Here is a 25,239-nt window from a genome sequence, read left to right on the forward strand (position 1 = left end):
ATCAATGAAGTTTCGTATAGAAATAAAGAGAGTATTGAGGGTAAATATCAGGGTGAAAAATTTTCACTAAGTCATGAAGTATAATATCTGGCCTTACAACACCTTGCTCCCAATAATCGTTGACTCCTTCTTTATTAACTCTGGCAGTGTAATTATATATCTCCCCGGTTTTGTAAGGTTTAAACTGTGCATAACGCTCATCAGAATCTAACACCTCTTCTCGAGTATTTACATATCCGGGGTTAATCCAAAATTCACTATTCATTTGATTTTCAAGTACCGCTTCAAAGCTTAAAGCAAGACTTCCTTTGGTACTATCGCCCGCCCAATAATAATCCGCACCTGCATCTTTTAAAAACTTTGCCATATAGCTATCCCCGCCTGGCATGTACCATGTACCCTTATATACAGAGCCCACCATTACTGTTGGTCGCATTTTCAGTTTACTGGCCTCTTTTACTATACTGAGATAGTTATGTTCTACTACATTAAATATGCTATCAGCTTTGGCTTCTTCTCCTAAAAACAACCCTACAAATTTCAACCACTCGGCTCGTGCCAATGGCGAAGCTTCCATCCATTCTAAGTTGAAAGCCACAGGTACACCTGACTTTTTTACCAATGTGAGGTTTTCATGATCGGGCTGGTAACCAGAAGTCATTAGCAAACCGGGCGATAAACTCACTAGCTTCTCTACTCCCAAATTCTGAACTTCGCCTATTTCCGTTACGCCTCCTTCATTTATCCGTTTCCGCAACTCAGGGTTATAAACATAATCAAACTGCCCATGGGCAATAATCTTATCTGTGGCCTCTAATGCCGACAACATGCCTATATGAGTGGCCGATAAAGTAGCAATGTTTTTTATGGGCACTGTAATCGCCCCTGACATAGCATCTTCTCCATTTGACGTTTTCAGAAGATAAGTAGCCATAATTTTTAGGGTATCCTGAGGGGATTTCACTACTACTTTTGTCAGTGCAGCTGATTTATATACCTCAAATAATTTGGCGTATTTTAACTTTTTAGGAATAAAAACTATTGAATCAGAAGCATTTTGCTCCTGTTGCTCAGGTTGTTGGTTTCCACAGCCACAAAGTGACAAAATGCTCACTACCCACAACGCCACCTTCAACAATAAGTGTTTCATAAAATGAGAATCTCTTCTAGATATCAAGTGCATAAAACTTTAGACACTTGGAATTTTCACCTTTCTCCCGAAAGCAAAAATCCAGCTTTACCATGGCAGGTCTTCTGGCTCATCCCGACAAGTAAAAACCTTCCCGCTCATGAGCAGTGGTGTGAGATTTTACCTGCACTGACTGGTTGGATCACCAGCCGGAACTTACAGCTGCGGGGACAGCCCTCGAATTTCACAAGGTTCCCTTTTAATTTCGGCAATAACCGAAAACCACAGATAGCAAATATAGACATATAATGCAAGAAACAATACATGGATTACACCCTGCATTAAGCTATTATAGAAATACACTTAAGACTAAAAATCAATCATTTTCCGATAAAAAAAATAAATTTTATTAAACCAAGCATATTTTACTATATTGCGCGCCCATTTTAACCAAGCATATGAAAAAAACTTTACCAATTCTACTATTTCTACTTTATCATCAACTGTCTCTGGCTCAGGACAATTTCAGCACCTTACTGCCGCAGGATAGAGTACCCTCTGACTTCACAGAAAGCAGTTCTTTTAAATACAAAATGGATGTTGCCTCTATATCATCGTCCGACAAAAGGTATCAAAAGAAAGGCAAAAAGAAGTTTTATTTAAACAGCAACTACAATATAGATGACTTTTTGCGCAGTGGAAAAGTGTTATTTAACGATCCTATTTCCAGCTACCTCAATGAAGTTCTCTATAATGTGTTACAAAATGATAAAGAAACACTAAATAAGCTTAGAGTATACGCTGTAAAATCTCCGGTTCCGAATGCGTTCACCACCAATAATGGTATCATATTCGTAAATATTGGACTCCTTAGTAAGCTCGAAAATGAAGCTCAATTAGCATTTATATTATCTCACGAGGTTACACATTACAAAAAGCAGCATATCATCAATAGCTATATTCAAAATATAGATATAAAAAAAGGAAAAGGTGACTTCAAAGGTTTCTCTCGAGATCAGCAGCAAATAGCTAAAACCAGTTATTCGCACGAACTAGAAATGGAAGCAGATTCTGAAGGTCTGAAGACTTACCTTAATTCAAGCTACAGCAAAGACTCACTTGCAAGAGTTTTTGATATTCTTCAGGTTTCTGACCAGCTTTTGCTGGACCAAGAATTTGAATACGCATTTTTAGAGCATGATAAGTATATTATACCTGCAGAGCTTCAAATTGAAGAATTTCAGATATACACCACTGATGAAAATTATGATGACAAAAATAGCACCCACCCTAATATAGGCAAGAGAAAGGCTAATGTGATTAAACTTGCCAGACATTCAGGTGAGGGCGGTAAAAAATATATAGCATCAGAAGAAAAATTTCAGCGCACCGTATCGCTATCTTCCTTAGAAATGTGTAGACAATACTTGCTTGTTCATGACCATTTGAAAGCATTTTATTTGGCTTACGATCTATTAAAAGGAGGCAACAACAACCAAACTTATTTACAAAAAACAATAGCCAAAGCCATATATGGACTTACTTATTGGGAAAGTGAGAATTTCTCTGGGCATGAATTGATTGTTTCTAAAGAGTTTCAAAAAATCAAATTTCTATTTGAGAAAATGTCATACAGTGAAAGGTTAATCTTGGCTATACAATACCTACAACCACTGTCAGAACAGCTACCAAATGATGAAGAGCTTAACCTTATGCTTGAAGACTGTGTGGCCAGATTAATGGAAGTAGATCAGGACACCAAGGATTACCTCTTTGAAGAAAATGAAAAATCGGATTTACCTTATTACTACCATGCTTTCGAAGGACTAAAAAACAGAGAAGGGCTTCATAACAGGTTCATTAAATACATTAAAAAAGAAGCTCCCGTACTTAGCAAAAAGGAATTAAGAAAAAGAAAGAAACTACAAAAGAAGGCTGCAAAACATAAAAAGGGTGTAAAAGTAGACCATACCATAATTGCTGACCCGATTTATGTAAGAATAGATGAGCGTAAAAAAAGCTCCATGAGGTTTATTGAAAGTGAAGATGCTCTAAAAAACATTCAGCCTAAAGTAAACAAGGCCGCTTCTAGCCTCTCTATGGATGTGGATTTCCTGGATATGCATAACCTGAATTATAATAGCGTAGAGACATTCAGAAACCATGCAATAGTGAATGAATGGTTGGGTGAAAAATTCGCTCAGAATGACACCTCCATGATCAGTCCCATACACAACGAAATGATAGAGGTATCTGAGAGCTATGGCAGTAATCATGTTACATGGATGGGAAACCTTTCGGTATCCGAAACTAAACCAGGTAAAGGATATTACATCTTCTACAGTTTGGTTTATCCTCCATTATTACCGATAGCTATAATCTATGCTTTATCGCCCAATCACGGTACTTTTTATTTTGCCATTACATTTGATGTAAGGAGTGAACAACCTATTTCCAACGATCTTAGGTTGATGAAAAACAAAGACAACAACAGTTTACTCACCTCAAACATCTACTACACACTTTTTAAACTTAAAAATGGCAAACTATGAAACGTTTATACAAAATAATATTATTACTATTAATAACATCGATAGGATACGCTCAGGTACCAGGTTATTTAGGAAAAAGAGCTTTTGTCTACTTTTCACCCAATTTAACTCCTGCTATTTTTAATCAAAACATTAACAATAGCGCTACTTTCAACTTGTCGGATAATGAAGACACTCCTAAATCAAGCATAACTGCATTTAATTACAAACCACAGTTCAGCTTTGAATACCTTCTCGGACAAAAGTTTGGAGTTGGAGTAGATTATAGCTTGCTAAGAACAGGAACTAGCCATGTTTACCAAGTAAAAGAAGAACGGTCAGTCGATTTTGATGTACTCAAGGGCCACTCAATAGGAATGCACATGAAGTTTTATAGGTTTAAAAAATCAAACTCTATCGCCCCTATTGGGAAGTATATTAACCTAAAAGCAGAGTATGTTACATACAATACTTATGATGATAAAAATTCATCCGAAAGCATTTTCGAAAATGACTTCAACTACTTTGTAATAACTTATGAAGCAGGAAAACAGGCTATTATAGGAGATTTTATGGTTGTACATTATGGTGTTGAATTTGGCTTAGCATTAGTACCTGATAAGCATTTTGAAGATAATGACATTAACTGGACAGTTCAACAAGACTCCGCTTACCGCTCACATGGTAGTTTATTTAATTACTCCATCTTTAACCTAAAACTCGGCATAGGTTCATTACTTTTTTAAACCTGATTACAATGAAAATAAAGAATATTATATATCTCACAGCATTCCTAACTTTCTTCATGGCGTGTGATGAAGAGGGTGAAGAATACCCAATGAAGACCAAGTATACTACAGCTCCAAAAAGTGAATCTCCTTGCTCATTAAATTATGATGACAACGAAGTCAACATAATACCTAACAATGAACTTTTAGATATAAATTACTGCAAATCAAATATAAGATACACGGACGATCTAGAAATAGAAACAGTAGGGTTTGATGATTACGACCACTTAAATATTGTGTTATTTGACTATGAAGAAGACACTTATGATAGTGCTCTTTTATCATTCCAAACCTATTCTTCTGATGTCAATTTAAGCTTAACTAGAGATTATTACACCTATTACGCAGAGAAGGGCAACCTTTTCACTTACATCGAAAATGACACATTATACATGGAAATGTGTGGAGTAATAGTCAATCTCCATGAAGAAGAATACGAACTGGAGGGGAGGCTGAAAGTGTATGTTGAAAAATAACAAAAAAGGGCTGTGTAAATACAGCCCTTTTTTGTTATTAATATTACTATTTAATTCTGTGATAGTAAGTTAAATCACTGGTATCTTTACCCATAAGGTGAATAAGGTCTTGCAAAACAAGCTCTGGATTTATAAACCCAGAAGACCAAAAGTCATTTTTTTTAAATTCATTTATTCTTTTGTTGTTATTATAAACTTGCAGCCCATTATCAAAATAGCTTGCAGGTATTTTCAAATCATCAAGATCCTTATCGTTAAAAACCTGATACCCTGGATGCAGCCATATATCTGATTCCTGAAGTAACTCTATCACTTTCTCATGTCCTACTTGCGCACTGCCTGCTGTGGTATCACTAGCTAAAATATATTCCCCTCCTGCATCTTCAATAAACTTAATAAAATAGTTTTTACCGCCCAGCATATACCAGTTGTCTCGCCATTTATAGCCTACAAATACTTTTGGCTTATGTTCTTTTGGCTCCACTCCATTTTTCAACTGATTGTAAACCTTCTTCTTCGCCTCAAAAATTTCAGCCGCATGAGCTGTATCATCCACAAATAGAGAGATATATTTCATCCACTCTAGTCTTCCTAAAGGATGATTTTCCATATGCGCTGAGAAAAGAGCCGCAGGTAAATGGTACTCTTCCAAAAGCTTAATAGCATCAGCCCCTGCCCCACTGGCCGATTCTATGATCAAATTGGGTTGAAGCTCTATTAATGACTCATAGTTTAATCCCTTGCCTTTACCTACTTCTAGTACATTTCTTGATTGAAAATATGCTCTTAAGGAATCATCATATACATCTTCATAATCAGAAACACCAACAATCTTATTTTGCTGCCCCAAAAGCTTCAGCATTTCTATATGCGTAGGAGATAAACAAACAATACTTTGTGCTGGAGTGTGAATAGCATACTCAATGCCTGCATCAGAAAGTAGCATAGCAAAATTCTCATCACTACCAGACCAGGGTTGGTTAATATTAATTCTAGTAAGGTCCTCAGGAAGATAATCCACAGAAAATCTATTGGCATACTCCATTGGCCAATGCTTGATCTCTACAACAGCATTTTCTGATTCATTCTTTTCAGTTTTGTTGCCACAAGCTTGCAATACCATTGCGAACAACAACACCAGGGTTAGGTTTCTTAAGGTCATTTTAATTAGCTTATAAATACAGTTACTTCATCAGCCCTTCTTTCAACAGGGCGTAAAGATAACTCATGAAGCTTAAATCCCAATTTTGTAGAAGTGCATTGAAAAAAGAAGCTCAATAGATAAACCTTAAAAAGAGGTGTATTTACTGCCATCAAAATAGTAAAACTGACGAAAGCCTCCATCTAATCCAGAATCTGAAAGTAAAAAGCTTAATATTGGTTTTCCATTGACGAATATGCTTGTAGCTGATAGCTCTCTTATTTCATAGTTATTATCCAAGCTCATAACAGTAATGGTAGTATCCATTGATGTTTCAATTAAAAATCCTTCTATGTCGTAGTCATTAATATTTCTATACCCAGTAGTGAAAATTTTATCATAACCCTCTATATACCAGCTTTGAATGAAATAACTATCTTTCTCATCCCTCGTATAAAATCCATTTTTACCAAGAAGAATATCTATATTTTTATAACTGAGTTGAAGTTGATTAGTAGATATCTCCGAATTATTAAACCAATCTCCTACCACTCCATAATAATGTGCAAAATTGGGTTCCTTTTGGGGTAAATGATAAGCAATTCCACTTGAAGAGTACCCTGCTGCATTTTCATATGACCTGTCTATATATTCTATATGATCTGAGGTTAAAGCTCCTTTAAATACATTAGATCCTTCTACAAAAACCTTAATGGTATCTTTTAACTCTTCAGCATAGTATTTCTGCACAAAATCATCTGAAAGACTGTACCTCTTTAAATATTGAGAATTTTTAATAACTCCATTCTTGGCATTTTCCAAATCCTGAAAAAACTCTTTGTATTCATTTTTAGAATCTAACATCCTCAAAACCGTTTGATGATCATTAAGCATCTCTAGGCTATATATACCTAATATATTATCAATTCGGCTATTTATTATGTTAACGTGAGCAACTCGATTGGGAATTTCTTCGAAAATGGAATTGACTTGAATAGAGTCGTAATACTGACGAGCTTTAGCCAGTTCTTCTTCTTTCGATAAACGTGGCGGAGCTACTTTTTCTTCAGGTTTAGCCACCACTTTCTCCACTTTTTCAATTACAGTATCTTCAACTGCCTTCGAATCACTTTCTTCCAAATCTGTTTTAGCATTATTACATGAAGAAAAACCGATGATTACAGCAAGACTTAGAGTTAAAATAAATTTCATACAATGATTTTTAAATCATCAATATATAATAAATTCATGAAATTTTTAAATAAAAAAACAACACTCATTTGATTATTGATTCAAAAACAAATCTATTTCATCTGCCCTTTTTTCAACAGGCTGTAATGCCAACTCATATAGTTTGAACCCAAGTTCTATGTAGGTAATCTGAAGGTATTCGAATAGATAACAAGCTAATTCATAAGACTCTTGTCGCTCATTATCGTTTTTAAAAATAGCAGCAGATGGAGGTAAAATAAATGCGACATGATCATAATTAACCTCATCCAAGCTATTATACCACGATGCCTCGATGGGCAGTTTAAAGGCTTTTCTGTAGGCAATAACATCAGGGATAGCACGATCAAAAAACACCACCGAACTCAATTCTTTGTGTAACTCCAAATGAACAGACAACATATGCTGATAGGTTAAAACGGTAAACCTATCCATATTGCTCCAAGGCATACCATCAGAACCTGAGAATAGTTCATGCTTTATAACCTCTCGAGCAGATTCTTCGCACCCGCGATACCCCCTATTGATTAACTCATGAAGTAAGGTTGTTTTTCCTGCACCTGCAGCTCCGGTTATAATGTATCTACTCAAAAAATAATTATAGTGTAAATAAATATTGGATCACCAAAATCAAAAAAACAACTACTAACGTAACAATATGATTAGTATAAATAGTAACATTCATATCACTATTATCAATTTCTCGTTCCACATTTCCAATATATGGCTTGTCTACCAATACCCCCTTATAAAGGTTAGGCCCTCCAAACCTACAGTTTAAAACACCTGCTAATGCAGCTTCCGGATAACCAGAATTAGGACTGGCATGCTTATGACCATATTGAAATATAAATACAATAGCCCTCCAACTTACATTCACTAGCGCGATCAATACCGCTGTTAGTCGGGCAGGAATGAAATTTACCAAGTCATCTAACTTGGCCGCGGCCCAACCAAATTCTTTATACTTCTCTGATTTATACCCCACCATAGAATCCAAAGTATTGATCATTTTGTAGGCCATCATACCTGGTACACCTAATATTGCATAATAAAATAGAGGCGCTATTACACCATCGCTCAAATTCTCTGATAGTGTTTCTAATACAGCTATTCTCACCTGACTGTCAGTCAGTGATGCAGTATCACGCCCCACTATCCAGCTCAACCTTTTTCGGCCTGCCTCTAACCCATCCGAATTTAAACATGATATTACCGCTTGCCCTTCCTGAATTAAGGACTTATTGGCCAAACCATAAAAGACTAATATGCTAACTAAGGTGTAATAAACAATGGATATTTGCTGACTAAAAGACACCAAAAAATATAGCAAAATATAGACTCCTAAAACCAGCACTATTACAAATAAAAGCCCCTTAAGCCTTCTTAAGACTCCATTATTAAGCTTAGGTTCTAATTTATAGATAAGCCATCCGTACCACCTTATAGGATGCGGAAATTTTCTAGGATCACCAAAGATCAAGTCTAATAAATAACCAATAACTAAAGGTAATGCTATATAGAAATATGACGCCATTGACTTAGTGCAGTAATTAATAATTTGTTTTCTTGTGGCGATTGACAAGCAACACGAATAAACTCACCTCCGATTCCTTTAAAATTGGAAGCATCTCTTACCAATATGCCATGTTTCTCAATGAGAAAGTGCTTAAGTTTAGCAGCTGTACCTGCGCCTAATTGTATGAGAAAATAATTAGTAGCTGTAGGCAACGGAAATAAATCAGTTATGTCATTTACTCTCTCCCAAAGCTGCTTGGTTGCTTTTAGTAATTCCTCTCTTTCAAATAAAAGCTCGTTATAATGAGCCATTATATGCTCCCCTACCTTAATAGCCACTGCATTTACAGACCAAGGCATTTTATATTGAAGTATCTTTTTAACCAAACCAGCCTCACCGTACACATAGCCCAACCTCAGCCCCGGAATTGCAAAATTCTTAGTCAGCGATTTTACAATTAAAAGATTCTTATATTTTTTCCCCAGCTGAATGGCCGAAACTCCCTGATGGGCAAACTCTATATAGGCTTCATCAAGTACTAAAACTGACTCTGGGTTATTGACCAAAACAGCCTCTAAAACATCTAAATCAAGTAATTGACCTGTAGGATTATTAGGATTACAAATAAATAGCAGAGCTGTATCACAAATAAATGGAGCATCAAACTCACTCCACAAAATAGTTTTACAACGCATATTATTTTGCTCACAAGCATCGTGATACTCAGCAAAAGTAGGTTGAATAATAGTAGCTGACTGTCCTTCAAAAGCTTTTGCTATCAGATAAAAAGCTTCTGTAGCACCATTGGTAACCATCACTTGTGATACATCACATCTATGATGTTCCGCTATTTTTTGCTGCAATGATTCCGCATTAGGGTCTGGGTAGCGGTATACGGCCTGCAACCAGTCAATTTTAGACAGTGGTAATGTAGACCTATAACACTCAGGGACTATATTAGAACTAAAATCAGCTTTTATGGGTACATTATACTTGTACCTATCATCTCCATGCCCATGAAGCATCAGTTATCTCCCCTCTTTTTTCGCATGGCCTTGTAAATAGAATCCATATCTAAGGCATCTCGCAGAACATCCGCCAACTTATCATATTGCTGCTCTTTAAACGCAGCATGGTCATAATCTTGATTGTTAATCTCCACATTAATTAAATGATTTACCACCGTAGCATTATCAAAAATGCCATGCATATAACTACCCCAACATCGGTCATTTAAAAAATGCCCATCAGTACTACCATCTTTCAATACATTTACTGGAGTATTTATATCTTCCAACACAGTGGTTTCGCCCATATGTATCTCATAACCATGACATAGGCTCTTTGTTTCCAAAAAATCAAAGCTACACTGTACCGTTTTCTTTTCTCTACTCAACACAGTTTTTACTGGTAATAGCCCAAGCCCGGGCACAGCATTAAATTCACCTTCCACATGGTAAGGATCATGTATCTCTTGTCCCATCATCTGATACCCCCCACAGATTCCAATAACCTTACCTCCTTTTGTATATACATTGTGAATAGCTGAAGCAAGCCCTTTCTTCCTCAATTCTAATAAATCTTCAATAGTGTTTTTAGTACCAGGAAGTATGACTACATCAGCATTTTCTATCTCTGATGGCTGATCAGTATAATATAAATGCACCCTAGGGTCACGTTCTAACGCATTAAAATCTGTGAAATTAGACATCCGGGAAAGCAATACTACAGCAATGTTAACTTTACCAGCCACACTTCCTCTCTGCTTAAGTGAAAGCGCCACCGCGTCCTCCTCCTCAATATGTATGTCTCTAAAATAAGGCACTACACCAACTACAGGTACGCCTGTTATTTCTTCAAGCAGTTTTCGACCATCTTCAAACAGTCTAATATCTCCCCTAAATTTATTAATGATAATACCTTCAATTTGAGCCAGTTCTTCTTCAGAAAGCAATTTTATGGTACCATATACACTACCAAAAACACCTCCTCTATCGATATCTGCCACCAAATATGTAGCTGCATCAGAAGCTATAGCCACTCTCATGTTAGTGATATCTCTTGCCTTTAAATTCAGTTCAGAGATACTCCCTGCTCCTTCTATTACTATTGGCGAATACTTTTCTGCTAACCTTCCATATGCCTCTTTTACTACATTAAACAGCTCATTTCTATCTACTTGCTTAAAATAAGAAAAAGCCGATTGATTGCCAGCAGGCTTTCCATTCAGCACTAACTGTGAGGTTTGATTACTGCTGGGCTTTAGCAAAATAGGATTCATATCAGTATGTGGAGCTACACCAGCAGCCTCGGCCTGTACGGCTTGCGCACGCCCTATTTCCCTACCATCAGGGGTGGCAAAACTGTTATTAGACATGTTCTGACCTTTAAAAGGAGCTGGCGAATAACCATCTTGTTTAAAAACACGACATAAACCGGCTGTAAGCACACTTTTACCCGCATCTGAACAAGTGCCCACCAGCATTACAGGACGTAATGAATCCATAAGCATTATTTAAACCACGAAACTAGTGTGTTTTTTAGTATTTGACCAATAATCAACTCATTTAAACAATTTACCTCCTTAGGTTATTCTTTATAACATAAGCTTAACACTTAAATAAACTATGAATCAAGCTGTTACAAAAAAATTTACTTTTTGTGCTACTAATTGATTATTTTAGCTATAAATAAACCTAAATGCGCACTCTCATTACCTGCATATTATTAACGCTTTTAGTGTATCACAGCCATGCACAACAGATTGGATTTTCTCCTATAAAAGAAGAAAACATTACTCCATGGCCCACTGATTCTATAGATATGTACCAGGGAATGTTTCACTTTGGTGATTCAGAAATGGAGTCTACTATGGCTGTTATTATAGACAGAGATAAGTCTGTATATGCTCAAATAAAGTCTGCCTCTTGGTCCATCGCCAACAAAAAATGGGTTTTCGAATACGAAAACTTTGAAAATGTACACATAGTAGAAGACCGCTTTTTCTCCTCTAAAACTAATGGTGAATTTATAATATACCAGCACGAAGGGCAAATGGTCAGATGCTTGAAAATTTTTAAGCCATGGTCTGCAATCGTTGACGAAGGCAAATACGAATTAGGCTATTTCTACGGCTCATTAAAACGCTACTTCCCCGGAGTATATCCTAAAATGTCAACCCAAACATTTACCACTGATGAATTAAAAGACCTGCCAAAACACGAACTCAAAAGAATGAAAAACGAGGTTTTGGCCAGGTATGGTTATATCTTTAAAGAAAGAAGTGAAAAAAGGTACTTTAACGACCAACGGTGGTACCACGAACAATCCGACAATGTAGATCACTTGCTTACCAAGATAGAAAAGAATAACATTGCCACCATTGATGGATTAATAACGCAATAGGCCATATATGACTCTTTATCAAGTAGATGCATTCACCAACATATTATTTAAAGGCAACCCAGCAGCAGTTTGTGTACTCGATAATAATTGGCTGGAAGATGATGTAATGCAAAACATTGCTGCAGAAAACAATCTAGCAGAAACTGCTTTTGTACTCAAAAAAGATGAAGAATATGGCATTCGTTGGTTCACTCCTACAGTAGAAGTGGCCTTGTGTGGCCATGCTACTTTAGCCTCTGCGCATGTGCTTTTCAATTATTATGGATTGGAAGGGACTATAAATTTCTCTACCAAAAGTAGTGGCCTGCTAAAAGTAACGAAACAAGGAGAATGGATGACACTTGATTTTCCTTGTGACACTATAAAAGAAGTTCCGCACCTTCCTCAAATAAGACAATGGTTAGGTAAAGAACCGTTAAAAACCTATAAAGGGAAAGATGATTATTTGATTATACTAAACTCAGAGCAGGAAGTAAAAGACATTATACTCGATCGTACATTGGTAAATTCCATTGTGGCTCGTGGAGTTATAGTCAGTGCCCCAGGTGAGACTGTAGACTTTGTTTCAAGGTTCTTTGGCCCACAGGTGGGCGTAGATGAAGACCCTGTTACTGGCTCGGCACACACCACGCTAACCCCATACTGGGCTGCAGAATTGCACAAAGCATCATTAACGGCAAAGCAACTTTCCGCAAGAGGTGGAGAACTCATATGTGAATTAAATGGAGACAGGGTATTCATTAAAGGACAGGCCATCACCTATTTAAAAGGAGAAATCTTCGTTTAACGTAAATTTCAATCTCTATTACCTCCAATCCCAAAGCGAACCTCGGCAATATCGTTACTAATAAAATTAGCATTTAAAGTACTTAAGTATGAGAAAAACCAGTGCAATTGCTAATTTTAAGGTCTGAAAAAAGACCTCGTATTATATGAAGATTCTCCATACGGCAGATTGGCACATAGGTAAAAAGTTACATAAACATGACCTCTACGAGGACTTCGATCTATTTATCAATTGGCTATGTGAAATTATAGCACAGCAGCAGATTGAGATTCTTTTAATTTCTGGAGATGTCTTCGATTTAGCCAACCCTTCTGCAGAAGCCAGAAGGCAATACTATAAATCGCTGATACTATTACAGAAGTTAAAATGTAAAATCATTATTACTGGCGGCAATCATGATTCGCCCGCCATGCTAGACGCACCAAAGGAGATTCTCAAAGAACTAGACATGCATGTTATTGGTGGCTTACCTGAAAATTTGGAAGACACTATCATACCTGTGCACGGAGAAAATGGCTCTGAAGTGGTAATTGCGGCTATACCCTATTTGCGCGATGCAGATTTAAGGTATACTGGAGAGGCCAACACGTATGAAGACCGGCTGGAAGCCCTAAGAAAGGGCATCGAAAATACTTTCAATGACGTTGCTCGTATATGTGAGGCAGAATACAAAGGTATTCCAACCATAGCTATGGGGCACTTGTACACAGCAGGCATTGAGAGCTCTGAAAGCGAAAGAGATATTCAAATTGGTAATCAGGCGGCTTTTTATGCTTCTCAATTTGGTGAATATTTCAAATACATAGCACTGGGCCATGTGCATAAACCTCAAAAAGTAACGGCCAATATCCCTGTATTTTATAGCGGCTCACCTATTCCATTATCTTTCAGTGAAAGAGCCGATAATAAGAGAGTACTGATAATAGATACTTCCTCCGGTGATTATCAACCTGAAAACATCCCTATTCCTTCCTTTAGAAAACTTTTGCGCATGACCGGTAGCTTAAATCAACTTAGAACTAAGCTGAATGGATTAGAAGATCATGAAGGTTTAAATTCTTTAATTGAAATAGAATTGATTGAAGAAAATTATGATGCCACCGTCATTTATCAGCTCGATGAAATGATTAACAATTTCAAAAAGCCTGGATATGAGATAGTAAAGCAGCGTGTATCATTCAAAAACAAAACGCGAGGAGCGTCAGAACTTTACAGCAATGATCAAAGCCTAGAAGACCTAAAACCTCAGGAAGTTTTTATGGAACTTATTGGCACTCATGAGTACGATGAGGAGACTAAAAATGAAATCATTGGGGCATTTACCGAAATATTAGAAGAAACCTACCAAAACGATAGCGGGCAAAAGTAAATATGAAGATACTTAAAATTGAATTTGAGAATATCAATTCTTTACGCCAGAAGCATGTAATTGATTTTACCAAAGCACCTTTTACCAGCAGTTCGTTATTTGCTATTACAGGCCCTACTGGTAGTGGAAAAAGTACCATTTTGGATGTAATTTCCCTAGCCTTATTTAATCAGGTGCCAAGGTTGGGGAAGATCACTAAAAATGAGATTATTTCTAAGGGAGCTATACTTACCAGAAATCAACCTAAAGCCAGTGCAAAAGTAACTTATCTTTGTAAAAAAGGGACATTTTCATCGCACTGGAGCATTTCTACCAATAGAAATGGTAACCTGCGTGACTATGAAATGGAGCTCGGCAATGTAGAAACAGGCCAATTACTGGACCTAAAAAAATCTGATGTTCCTAACAAAAATGAAGAACTTATTGGACTTAGTTACGATCAATTCATCAAAGCGGTGTTGTTGGCTCAAGGTGAATTCGCTCAATTTCTGAAAGTAAAAAAAGATGAACGCGGAGCCCTTTTAGAAAAAATTACCGGCACAGGAATATATCGCCAGTTAGGTATAAAAGCCTATGAAAAACACAAAGAAGCCGTTAAAGACATCGCTCAGCAACAGCATGAGATAGAGATTATAGAAAGGCAATTACTGGACAAAGAAGTATTCAATGAGCTCAACACTACCCTCAAAAAATATGAAGCTGAGGCCGCGCCTATTCAGGCTAATATCCAAAATTGGAAAAAAAGCTTAGAGCTAAAAAAGCAGATTAACCGACAAGAAAGGGAAATAAATGATAACCTTTCGAAGAAAGAGCAAGTTAATCTACAGTTAAATTCTTTTACTGAGCAGAATGGAGAACGCCTTTCGGCTCATGAACAACTACACGAAATAGCCGATGATTTAAGGCTTTGGCACCAGCTTTCGGCTGAAAATGAAAAATTAACAGCAGAGCTTAAGACTTCAGAAGAAAAGAAAAATGCCACCGAGCAGCTGATGCAACAGCATCTACAAGAAGCTCATCTATTAATACATGAAGAGGTAGACGAACAAAACTTAGAAGTAAAAGTAGAGACGTTTACCCAACAGGTGGCAGAATTACAAGATTTAAGGAAATCTAAAGCACTGGAATACAATAATTACAAACAGCTGTATAAATCTGAAACCAAAGATCTACAGTTAAATTATGACAATGATCCTGACAACAATATAGAACAGCTCAACACGCTTAAAGAAGCCGCAGAAGATAGCATTGAAGAAATTAAATCAAAATTAAGCGGGCTAGAGATCGATGAGCTTAAAAAGAAGCTAGAGGCAACCCAACAAGCTTACAGGCAAAGTGAAAAGTTATCGTTAATTAATGGAGAAATAGAGAAACAAAGCATTAATAAAGAACTTTTAAGCAATGAAATTAAAGCATTGCCTCCACAAATAGAGCGGCTCACAGCAAGTACAAATCTGCTAAAAGAACGCATAAAAGGCCTGAAACTAGAAAAGGAAAATCAGGTATTGCGCGCTAGCCTAGATGAATTAAGAAATTCATTACAACCAAATACACCTTGTCCATTGTGTGGCTCAGAAGAGCATCCATTTGCGAGTCATTTGCCCGCTAAAAACAATGAACTAGACGCGCTTCTTCAAGAAAACGAAATTTCTCTACAAGAAGAAAATGATGAGCTGGTTGGCTTGAAAACCAAGCTCAACCAATTTGAGAGCCAGCATGATGAACTGAAGGCTCAACTTTCACAATTACAAAATAGATACGCTGAAGAAAAAGAAGCATTTAATAAGCAATACGAAAAACTGGCTTTTGACGACAACACAGACTGGGAAGAAGAACTCAAAGAAATTGCCTCTCAACTAGAGTTAAAAGAACAATTTGATAAAGAAAATCAATTATTAAAGGCTATTGAAGCCGGTATACCATTACTGGAGCAAATAAAAACTGTTGTTAGAGAAGGCAAAGAAATTGCCGAAAAGCTAAAGGAAATTTATCAGGGTGAAGATGTACATAAAGACAGCCGGCAATTACTCAATAAATGGGCGGAGCTTAAGCAGCAAAAAATTAACATTCAAGATCAGCTGATTAGCTTACAAACGAAACTTACTGAAAATAAAAATGCACTTTTAAATAATGAGAGTAACTTATCTTCAATTGTTTCAAATAAAGGATTTCAATCTATAAAGGCCGCGTTTGAGGCATTATTACCGAATAGTCAATATATAGAGCTGAAAAATGAGCATGATCGTATCAATAATCAGCTGAATCAACTTGCAACTTCTATTCATTTGCTACAGTCTCAGCTTGATGAAAACAAGGCAAAAGATACTGAACAACCCGAAGACGAAATAGTAAGTAAGCTATCTGAGCTAGAGACGCAATTGGCTGAAATCAATAATAAAGGAGAGGAATGTAGAAGGCAGCTTCGAAACCACGAAGACAACCTCAAAAGAAGGGATAATATAAAACTACAAATCGCGGACAAAGAAGCTAAAACAAAACGCTGGAAGCTCCTAAATGAGCTTATTGGTGATGCACAAGGAAAAAGGTTCAACGAATTTGCTCAAGATTTAACGCTGAGTCAACTATTGGTATTGGCCAATAACAGATTGAAAGGTCTCAGTGATAGATATCTTATTGACAAGCCTGATGAAAATGAAGATGACAGCCTCATTGCTATAGATGAACATATGGGCGGACTTCGCAGATCAGTGAAAACCCTATCGGGTGGTGAAACTTTTCTCTTGAGTTTATCGCTGGCATTGGCGCTATCGGACCTTGCCTCTAAAGATGTAGAGATTAATAGCTTATTTATAGATGAAGGCTTTGGTACTTTAGATCCTGAAACGCTGGATCAAACGCTAGATACTCTGGAAAAACTACAGGCAGAGTCATCCAAAACCATTGGTATTATAAGTCATGTAGACTCTTTAAAAGAACGTATAGCTACTCAAATAAAGCTTAAACGAAATGGGCAAGGTTATAGCACTTTGGAAGTTAATGGTTGAGTAAAGGCATCTACAAGCTGTTGTTGACTTTCTTCAAAAGTGAAACGGATAGTTGTATTCTATGCCGTTCAACGCTTATTTCTGGTGGCATAAGGTTTGTCGTTTATCTATAAAATAATTTCAATGAAAATATTATAGATATGGACAGTTATCATTTAACTAAAGATAAAAATCAGTGGAATCTCACAAAAGAAGGTAACAATAGGGCTTCGCAAGCATTTGAAACCACTAAAGAAGAAGCGATAAGGCATAGCGCTGTTTATTTACAGAACCACGATGGAGGATCATTAAAAATACATAAGCTAGACGGCACTATAGAAGAAGAAAGAACCTACCCAAGAAGTGCAGATCCAGCATCGAGTAAAGGATAATAATAAAGAAAGAGCTGTAAAATTTACAGCTCTTTCTTTATCAATGAGGAAGTTTATCTTTTAGTAATCCATAAAAGAAAGTTCCTAACACCGCACTTACCAGCACCACTAACATCACAGAAAAGCCTTGCCCCATTAAAATATAAAGAGGTCCTGGACAAGCTCCAACCACCGCCCAGCCTATTCCAAATATTATACCGCCAAAGAGATACCGTTTCCAAGCCTTATCTTTTGAAGGGATGTTAATAACATTACCATACCAACTACGCATTTTAGTCCGCTTTATTATGGCTACTATCATAATCCCTGTGCCTACCGCTGAGCCAATTACTCCATACATATGGAAAGATTGCATGCGAAACATCTCATAAATACGGTACCACGAGGTAACTTCGGCTTTTGTAAGTACTATACCAAATAAAGCCCCAAATAATAAAAATTTGAAATATTTCATAGCTAGAGAGTTAATAAATAGGGTAATAAAAAATAAGTAGAGAACAATCCTCCAATGAAGAATCCTATCACCGCTATAAGTGAAGGTAATTGTAAATTGCTAAGCCCTGTAATGGCGTGCCCGGAAGTACAACCTCCTGCATACCGAGTTCCAAAGCCTATCAAAAAGCCCCCTCCTACCATTACCAATAAACCCTGAGCAGTAAAAAGATTGCCCCATGAGAATATTTCTAAAGGTATATAAGTGTCGCCCGGATGTGATATTCCCATTTCATGTAACTCTTCAACAATATTAGCAGACAACTGTATTGGCTCAGGTGCAGATAACCACGTAGAAGCGATGTAACCTCCCACAGCCATACCTATTGCAAATACTACATTCCATAATTCGGCCTTCCAGTTAAACTTGAAAAAACTGGCATAATTGCCTCCTCCTGCTGCTGCACAGGCAGTTCTAAATGTAGAGGAAATACCAAAGGTTTTACCAAAATAAAAAAGCATAAACATAACCAACCCAATAAGCGGGCCTGCCACATACCATGGCCACGGCTGCGTAAGAAAATTCAACATAGATCGCATCTTTTACAAAAACAATTCTTTAAACATTATGTAGATACCCATCAATAAAACAAACCAGCCAAATACTGATTTAAGATTATTGGATGATATCCGTTTAGAAATAAAGATGCCTATGAATATACCCACTATAGCAACACCTGTAAATTCGACTAAAAAAGGCCAGTCTATGGGATGCAATGTTAATTCCCCTGTAAACCCTAGTATTGATTGTACTGCAATAATCAAAAGAGAAGTGCCCACTGCAGACTTCATATTCATGCGTGCCAAAAGTACCAGCGCAGGTATAATTAAAAAGCCTCCTCCAGCGCCTACCAAACCAGCTACCAGCCCTACCACCGCCCCTACCAGTAAAAACACACTACTATTGTAATGCAACTCTTCTGTATTTACCTGCTGCTCGCTCTTAGAGCGGATCATCGAAACCGAAGCTAAAATCATAAGTGCAGCAAAAAAAACCATTAACAACATACCTTTGGTTAATGACACACCTAAGAAAACTCCTAATTCATCTGGTATAGCAGGCACCACATATTTTCTGGTAATGAAAACTAAGGTTACCGATGGCACAGCAAAGATTAGCGCTGCCCGATAGTTCAACAAGCCTTTTCGCATATAATCGAAAGCTCCTGCTGCCGCTGTAAAACCAACAACAAACAAAGAATATCCTGTGGCTACAACTGGGCTTAACCCTACAATATATACCAACGCAGGAACGGTAAGGATAGAACCTCCACCTCCGGTAACTCCGAGGCTAAGCCCTATTAATACTGCTGATAAAATTGCTAAAGTCTCGTTCATAACATCTTTAATTACTCCAAAGGTATTTGAGAGCAATCAATAACATTGTAACAGATGTCACACAAAGAGCTGAAGAACAGCAAAAAGCGTGTATCATAAAGTTTAAAAAATATTGACTTCAGAAAGTACGTTGTCTTAATAACAACTACACTGATCTCTTTAATTTTTAATTAAGAATTAAACAACATCAGTATTTTAATTATAAATATAATGTCAATCATTCACTACCAATAGATGGCGCAAACAACTGCAACATTTGACCTAATCCCAGATTCCATTAGATTGAGTCAAAATTAACGGCTCATCATCCGTCACTAATATGGTATGTTCATGTTGCGTTACATATCCTCCCCTATTTCCTACCAGCGTCCAACCATCATTCAATTCTATGGCTATAGTTGAATGTGTAGAAATGAAAGTTTCTATAGCTACTGTAGTATTTTTCTTAAACCTCTCGCGGTTAGTGCTTACCTTATAGTTCAAAATATCTTCAGGTGCCTCATGCAAACTTCTTCCTACACCATGCCCCGCTAAGTTTTTAAGTACTTTAAATCCAGCTTTTCGGGCTTCCGTTTCTATAATGTGACCTATTTCATTTATTTTGACTCCACCTTTAATGTTCTGAATAGCCTTTTTAAGAATGTTTTTTGAAGCATCTACCAAAGGTTGGTGGTTATGAATATCTTCGCCCAATACAAAAGAACCTCCATTGTCTGCCCAAAAACCATTTAACTCTGCCGAAACATCAATATTGATCAAATCTCCTTCTCTCAATATTTTTTTAGCAGAAGGAATTCCATGTGCCGCAGCTTTATTTACACTTATGCATGTGTAACCAGGAAAACCATACGTTTCATAAGGAGCCGATTTTGCCCCATAGCTCTTTAGAAGCTCCCCGCCATAATCATCCAACTCCTTGGTAGACATTCCTACTTTTGCATACGCAGTCATTAGTTTAAGTGTAGTGGCCACTACCTCGCTAATGTTTTTCATTCCGATAAGCTCGTCTTCTTTTGATATAGACATGGTGGGGATATTTTGGTTAAGAAAATGACACCTATGCTGCCATTTCTATTAAAAGTTTTGAAGGTAGCCAATAAGCGCATAAAGTACAATGTTGCGTTAAAGGTTTATGTATTTAATTCACTGATAATTATACCTTTTAGTATGGTACTACCCCCGAGCAACAAAATTCTCAATTCCCCTTAAAAAAAATTGCAATAGCTATTCATTAACAGTATTTTACAGCCTAACCTATGCGATATGATCAAAATAATACTATCTTTTATATTCTGCGTTACCAGTTTTGGGTTATTCGCCCAAAACCAGCCAATACCTGAATACCTTACAAAACAGCATTTCCCTGATAGTGTAACAAGCCTAGAGCTTATTGCTCAAAACGGAAAAACGGTTACACTCCGTGAGGTAATAGAGCTTCATCAAGGCAAAAAGGTGTTTATAGACATATGGGCCAGCTGGTGTAAAGACTGCATTAAAGGGTTTCCTAACTTAAAAACCGTGTACGATAATGCTAAAGACACAGATTTCATTTTCCTATCGCTTGACAAAGATGCTGACAAATGGGCTACGGCAATAGATAAATATAACATTGCTGGTGAGCATTATTGGATTAAAGCAGGATGGAAAAACCAGTTTTCATCTTACATTAACCTCGATTGGATTCCAAGATATTTGATTTTGGATGAGGATGGTATGGTAATAATGCCCAAGGCTATAGAAGCCGATGATATGAAGATCAAAGAAATGCTTACACAATAAAAAAGCGGTTCCAAAATTCAGAACCGCTCTCGTAATATTAAATGTACTTATAATGCACTATTGGCAAATCTTGCAAGGTTTTGGCTGCCTGCTCAGGAGTAATGTCGCGCTGAGGGTTACCAAACATTTCATAACCTACCATAAATTTCTTTACTGTGGCAGACCTTAACAATGGTGGATAAAAACTCATATGCCAATGCCATTCGGGGTATTCAGCACCATCGTATGGAGCCTGATGTATACCCGATGAGTATGGAAAAGAAGTATTAAATAGGTTGTCGTATCTTATGGTTAATTGCTGTATAGCCTCGGCAAATGCTGCTTTTTCTGACTTGCTCATTTCAGTTATATGTGCCATCTTCCTTCTTGGAATGATCATGGTCTCATAAGGCCAAACGGCCCAAAAAGGAACTAAAACTACAAAATGCTCATTTTTAAAAATCAACCTTTTATTATCTTCTAGCTCTTCTGCTAAGTAGTCTTCCAAAATAGACTTACTATTTTCATCAAAGTATGTCTTAAAATGTGTTGCTTTCTTTGCAGGCTCTACAGGCACCGATTCCTGCGCCCAAATCTGGCCATGAGGGTGTGGGTTAGAGCAGCCCATAACACTTCCCTTGTTCTCAAAAATTTGGATGTGGTTTACATAATCGATCTTAGACAATTCTGCACATTCCTGCATCCATAAATCTACTACTCCTTCAATTTCCACTACTGGCAATTCAGGAATGGTAAGGTCATGCCTTGGCGAAAAACAGATAACTTTACAAATACCTTTTTCACTTTCAGCTCTCATCAAGCCTTTTTTTACGCCTTCTCCTTCAAAATCAGCCGTAAGTGAAGCAAAATCATTAACGAACGAAAAAGTATTTTTATAGGGAGGATTAACCTCTCCATTAGACCTAGTGTTACCAGCACATAAATAACAATTAGGGTCATGTGCAGGTCGTTTTTCCTCATTACTGTCCTCTTGCTGCCCTTGCCAAGGACGTTTAGCTCTGTGAGGCGATACCTGTACCCACTCCCCGGTTAATATATTTAGCCTTCGATGTGAGTGATTAGAAAGATCAAAAGTTTCCATGTAGCGTTATTAAAAAATTTACCATAAACGTAAATCATACGTTTCTAAAATACAAACTTCCATTTTTTTTAATGAAAATACTGCTATTCTCATATTAACGTATTTTTAATAATGAGATAGCGATACCCGTAAAATCTGCACAACAGCATGATGTAAGTTTTGTGAGTATTATTTAAAATAGTTCTAAATAATCTTGCCCACTAAAAAAACTCAGTATAAGTTTGCCTTATCTTTAATTAGTCTAAATAACTAAACATCAATGACAAAACATCTACTATCCTTTTTGCTAATTATTTTTAGCGCTGCCTCATTGGCTGCACAAACGGGTTCTATACAAGGTACCATTAAAACATCAGACAGCAAACCAGCTGCTTTTGTAAATGTTTACCTTAAAAATACTAACCATGGTTCTGCCACGGACAAAAACGGAAATTTCACATTAAGAAACGTTAATCAGGGTACTTACACTTTAGTATCATCTTATGTAGGGTTAAAAAAAACAGAATTAGAAATTACTGTTACACCTAATGAGGTTACTCAAGTTCCGGTTATATTTCTTGAGATCGACTATAGTCAACTACAAGAAGTGGTAATTAACGGAGATCGCAATACGAACAAATTTGCCTCACCAGAAAGTAAATTTGTAGCTAAACTGCCTTTAGAAAACATTGAAAATCCTCAGGTTTATAACACCATAGACAACCGTCTTTTAAAAGAACAAGTAGTTACTAATTTCAATGACGCTCTTAAAAATGCACCTGGAATTACAAGATTATGGGAGTCTACAGGACGTGGTGGAGATGGAGCTGGCTACTACTCTATGCGCGGATTTTCTGTACAACCCACTATGATGAACGGATTACCAGCCCTTACAAACGGAGCGCTTGACCCCATCAATATGGAAAAAATCGAAGTGATTAAAGGGCCATCAGGAACCTTATTCGGTAGTAGTTTAATATCTTATGGTGGTTTAATGAATGTTGTAACCAAAAGACCTTATGAAGAATTCGGAGGTGAGGTAAACTACATCACTGGTAGCTATGGTCTTAATAGAATAACAGCCGATATTAATGCTCCTTTAAATGATGATAAGAGTGTGCTTTTTAGACTCAACACAGCTTACCATACTGAAAACAGCTTCCAAGATGCTGGATTTAGAAAGTCGTTTTACGTAGCCCCATCACTTACATACAAAGTAGATGAAAAGTTAACCTTCTTGGCCAATGCCGAGATATTAAGTGCAGAAGCCTCTAATGCTCCTATGCTATTCCTCACAAGGGTTGAACCTCTAAGAGTAAACTCTATAGATGACCTAAAAGCATTGGGTTATGATAACAAAAGGTCTTATACAGGAAATGACCTTACTATGAAAACTCCTACCTTCAGCTTTCAAGGTCAAGCAATCTATAAAATCTCAGAAAATTGGACTTCTCAAACAGCAGTATCATCTAGCTCGGCCAAGTCTGATGGCTATTACACTTATTTAGGGTCAATGGCTGCTTCAGACACTCTAAATCGACCATACATGGAAGCAGGTCTAGAAGGAGAATTCTTTTCAAGAAGAGTTAGCAAGCAAAATTCAACAACTATAGGTACTGACATTCAACAAAACTTTATAGGTGACTTTGAAATAGGGTCATTGAGAAACAGACTAGTAGCAGGAGTTGATTTTTTCCACAGAAAATTGATCAACAATAGCACAGGCTACCCAGAAAGTGGAATAATATACATGGGACCAGAAAGTGTTACTACGGTTAATGAAGCACTTAAGGGAATCACACCTGCTAGCAATTACACTACTTATTTTGACAATGGCATACTTTCACAACCAAATGCTGACGCCATTTTAGCTACTTCGCCTACTAGTAATAGCCAAACGCAACGACAAGTTTTAAGTGCTTACGTGTCAGACGTACTTAACATCACTCCTAATTTAACTGCTATGGCCAGTTTAAGAGTAGATCGTTTTATGGATAAAGATGATAGTGATAATGATCAAACAGCATTTTCTCCTAAATTTGGTTTAGTTTATCAATTAGTTCCAAAACAGTTATCTGTGTTTGGTAATTATATGAACGGATTCCAGAATACTGCCCCTAGAGTACAAGGAGACCAAAGCATTGCCAATTTTGACCCAGAACATGCCAACCAATGGGAAGTAGGTACTAAATTGAATATGTTCGATGAAAAATTATCGGCTTCTATTAGTTACTATGACATCCTTGTGTCTGATGTTGTAAGAACTGATTTAAACAGATCGACTTCAGAGGCTACTTTCTATGTTCAAGATGGAGAAACTTTAAGTAAAGGAATAGAGGTAAGCATTGTGGCCAACCCAATTGAGGGATTAAACATTGTTACTGGCTACAGCTATAACGAGGCTGAAACAAGAAATACTACACCTAACACCGATGGTAGAAGAGCTTTATCAGCAGGGCCTGACCAGTTGTTTAACTTCTGGGCTAGTTATTCTTTACAGCAAGGTAACCTAAAAGGTCTTGGTGCTGGGTTCGGAGGAAACTATGCTAGTGAATTTGCAACTACCAACTCACTAGTTACTGGTAAATTCACATTACCATCATACACAGTACTTAATGCTTCATTATTCTATAATACTAAAGCATACCGTATAGCTTTCAAATTAGATAACCTTACTAATGAAGAATATTATACAGGGTGGAGCACTATAAGCCCACAAAAAGCAAGAAGTTTTAGCGCAAGCTTAGCTTACAGATTTTAATAAAGAAAGGCTGCCTCTAACATCAGAGGCAGCCTTTTTTGTTACCAGATTATAT

General features: G+C 37.0%; 22 protein-coding genes and 1 riboswitch. Of the genes, 10 read left to right on the forward strand and 12 right to left on the reverse strand.

The window, feature by feature from the left end; all coding sequences use genetic code 11:
• Position 1: 1 nt before the first annotated feature.
• Positions 2-1,150: an ABC transporter substrate-binding protein gene (locus tag ACXACQ_RS22355; RefSeq protein WP_474978229.1), complete on the reverse strand. Its 1,149-nt coding sequence runs from the start codon at positions 1,148-1,150 to the stop codon at positions 2-4.
• 77 nt (positions 1,151-1,227) lie between these two features.
• A riboswitch (cobalamin riboswitch) is annotated at positions 1,228-1,431 on the reverse strand.
• Between the two features lie 156 nt (positions 1,432-1,587).
• Here ACXACQ_RS22355 and ACXACQ_RS22360 point away from each other — a divergent pair.
• Genes ACXACQ_RS22360 through ACXACQ_RS22370 form a run of 3 tightly spaced genes read left to right on the forward strand, consistent with a single transcriptional unit; the run spans position 1,588 to position 4,927 of the window.
• Positions 1,588-3,681, forward strand: a complete 2,094-nt coding sequence (locus tag ACXACQ_RS22360; RefSeq protein ID WP_474978230.1) for a M48 family metallopeptidase — start codon at positions 1,588-1,590, stop codon at positions 3,679-3,681.
• The gene (locus ACXACQ_RS22365; RefSeq protein ID WP_474978231.1) at positions 3,678-4,406 is read left to right on the forward strand and encodes a hypothetical protein; all 729 of its coding nucleotides are present in this window, start codon (positions 3,678-3,680) and stop codon (positions 4,404-4,406) included. Before ACXACQ_RS22360 ends, ACXACQ_RS22365 begins: the two co-directional genes overlap by 4 nt.
• A 59-nt stretch (positions 4,407-4,465) precedes the next feature.
• A complete protein-coding gene (locus ACXACQ_RS22370; protein ID WP_474978232.1) occupies positions 4,466-4,927 on the forward strand; it encodes a hypothetical protein in 462 nt (153 codons plus the stop codon).
• Between the two features lie 46 nt (positions 4,928-4,973).
• Here ACXACQ_RS22370 and ACXACQ_RS22375 read toward each other — a convergent pair whose 3' ends face one another.
• From ACXACQ_RS22375 to ACXACQ_RS22400, 6 genes are all read right to left on the reverse strand, one after another.
• Complete coding sequence (locus ACXACQ_RS22375) at positions 4,974-6,089, reverse strand: ABC transporter substrate-binding protein (protein WP_474978233.1); 1,116 nt, start codon at positions 6,087-6,089, stop codon at positions 4,974-4,976.
• Positions 6,090-6,215: 126 nt separating this feature from the next.
• Entirely contained in the window at positions 6,216-7,280 is a 1,065-nt protein-coding gene (locus tag ACXACQ_RS22380; protein WP_474978234.1) for a hypothetical protein, read from the reverse strand.
• A gap of 72 nt (positions 7,281-7,352) precedes the next feature.
• A complete protein-coding gene (locus ACXACQ_RS22385; protein ID WP_474978235.1) occupies positions 7,353-7,889 on the reverse strand; it encodes an AAA family ATPase in 537 nt (178 codons plus the stop codon).
• Positions 7,890-7,896: 7 nt separating this feature from the next.
• The gene (gene cbiB / locus ACXACQ_RS22390; RefSeq protein WP_474978236.1) at positions 7,897-8,835 is read right to left on the reverse strand and encodes an adenosylcobinamide-phosphate synthase CbiB; all 939 of its coding nucleotides are present in this window, start codon (positions 8,833-8,835) and stop codon (positions 7,897-7,899) included.
• Positions 8,814-9,842, reverse strand: a complete 1,029-nt coding sequence (locus tag ACXACQ_RS22395) for a pyridoxal phosphate-dependent aminotransferase (RefSeq protein ID WP_474978237.1) — start codon at positions 9,840-9,842, stop codon at positions 8,814-8,816. The genes cbiB and ACXACQ_RS22395 overlap by 22 nt, the downstream gene beginning before the upstream one ends.
• A complete protein-coding gene (locus ACXACQ_RS22400; RefSeq protein ID WP_474978238.1) occupies positions 9,842-11,323 on the reverse strand; it encodes a cobyric acid synthase in 1,482 nt (493 codons plus the stop codon). The genes ACXACQ_RS22395 and ACXACQ_RS22400 overlap by 1 nt, the downstream gene beginning before the upstream one ends.
• A 194-nt stretch (positions 11,324-11,517) precedes the next feature.
• Here ACXACQ_RS22400 and ACXACQ_RS22405 point away from each other — a divergent pair, with 194 nt between their 5' ends.
• The 5 genes from ACXACQ_RS22405 to ACXACQ_RS22425 all read left to right on the forward strand — a co-directional run bounded on the left by ACXACQ_RS22405 (position 11,518) and on the right by ACXACQ_RS22425 (position 17,754).
• The gene (locus ACXACQ_RS22405; protein WP_474978239.1) at positions 11,518-12,222 is read left to right on the forward strand and encodes a YARHG domain-containing protein; all 705 of its coding nucleotides are present in this window, start codon (positions 11,518-11,520) and stop codon (positions 12,220-12,222) included.
• A 7-nt stretch (positions 12,223-12,229) separates the two neighbouring features.
• Positions 12,230-13,009 carry a PhzF family phenazine biosynthesis protein gene (locus tag ACXACQ_RS22410; RefSeq protein WP_474978240.1) on the forward strand — a complete coding sequence of 260 codons (780 nt, stop codon included), beginning with the start codon at positions 12,230-12,232 and terminating at the stop codon, positions 13,007-13,009.
• 145 nt (positions 13,010-13,154) lie between these two features.
• On the forward strand, positions 13,155-14,378 hold the full coding sequence (locus ACXACQ_RS22415) for an exonuclease SbcCD subunit D C-terminal domain-containing protein (RefSeq protein ID WP_474978241.1): 1,224 nt from the start codon (positions 13,155-13,157) through the stop codon (positions 14,376-14,378).
• 2 nt (positions 14,379-14,380) lie between these two features.
• Positions 14,381-17,383: an AAA family ATPase gene (locus ACXACQ_RS22420; RefSeq protein ID WP_474978242.1), complete on the forward strand. Its 3,003-nt coding sequence runs from the start codon at positions 14,381-14,383 to the stop codon at positions 17,381-17,383.
• Between the two features lie 140 nt (positions 17,384-17,523).
• The gene (locus ACXACQ_RS22425; protein WP_474978243.1) at positions 17,524-17,754 is read left to right on the forward strand and encodes a DUF2188 domain-containing protein; all 231 of its coding nucleotides are present in this window, start codon (positions 17,524-17,526) and stop codon (positions 17,752-17,754) included.
• 40 nt (positions 17,755-17,794) lie between these two features.
• On the opposite strand, the gene ACXACQ_RS22430 is transcribed toward ACXACQ_RS22425, so the two are convergent.
• The 4 genes from ACXACQ_RS22430 to map form a co-directional block, all read right to left on the reverse strand.
• Positions 17,795-18,208 carry a DUF6691 family protein gene (locus ACXACQ_RS22430; protein ID WP_474978244.1) on the reverse strand — a complete coding sequence of 138 codons (414 nt, stop codon included), beginning with the start codon at positions 18,206-18,208 and terminating at the stop codon, positions 17,795-17,797.
• 2 nt (positions 18,209-18,210) lie between these two features.
• Entirely contained in the window at positions 18,211-18,777 is a 567-nt protein-coding gene (locus ACXACQ_RS22435) for a YeeE/YedE family protein (protein WP_474978245.1), read from the reverse strand.
• Between the two features lie 12 nt (positions 18,778-18,789).
• Entirely contained in the window at positions 18,790-19,584 is a 795-nt protein-coding gene (locus tag ACXACQ_RS22440; protein WP_474978246.1) for a sulfite exporter TauE/SafE family protein, read from the reverse strand.
• Positions 19,585-19,845: 261 nt separating this feature from the next.
• Complete coding sequence (gene map / locus ACXACQ_RS22445) at positions 19,846-20,610, reverse strand: type I methionyl aminopeptidase (protein ID WP_474978247.1); 765 nt, start codon at positions 20,608-20,610, stop codon at positions 19,846-19,848.
• Positions 20,611-20,847: 237 nt separating this feature from the next.
• Here map and ACXACQ_RS22450 point away from each other — a divergent pair, with 237 nt between their 5' ends.
• Positions 20,848-21,363: a TlpA family protein disulfide reductase gene (locus ACXACQ_RS22450; protein ID WP_474978248.1), complete on the forward strand. Its 516-nt coding sequence runs from the start codon at positions 20,848-20,850 to the stop codon at positions 21,361-21,363.
• A gap of 37 nt (positions 21,364-21,400) precedes the next feature.
• Here the strand turns inward: ACXACQ_RS22450 and ACXACQ_RS22455 are convergent, their stop codons facing one another.
• On the reverse strand, positions 21,401-22,444 hold the full coding sequence (locus ACXACQ_RS22455) for a UDP-glucose--hexose-1-phosphate uridylyltransferase (protein WP_474978249.1): 1,044 nt from the start codon (positions 22,442-22,444) through the stop codon (positions 21,401-21,403).
• A 259-nt stretch (positions 22,445-22,703) separates the two neighbouring features.
• Here ACXACQ_RS22455 and ACXACQ_RS22460 point away from each other — a divergent pair, with 259 nt between their 5' ends.
• Positions 22,704-25,184 carry a TonB-dependent siderophore receptor gene (locus ACXACQ_RS22460; protein WP_474978250.1) on the forward strand — a complete coding sequence of 827 codons (2,481 nt, stop codon included), beginning with the start codon at positions 22,704-22,706 and terminating at the stop codon, positions 25,182-25,184.
• Positions 25,185-25,239 lie beyond the last annotated feature (55 nt).

The organism is Fulvivirga sp. AWR4_260 (assembly GCF_056158185.1).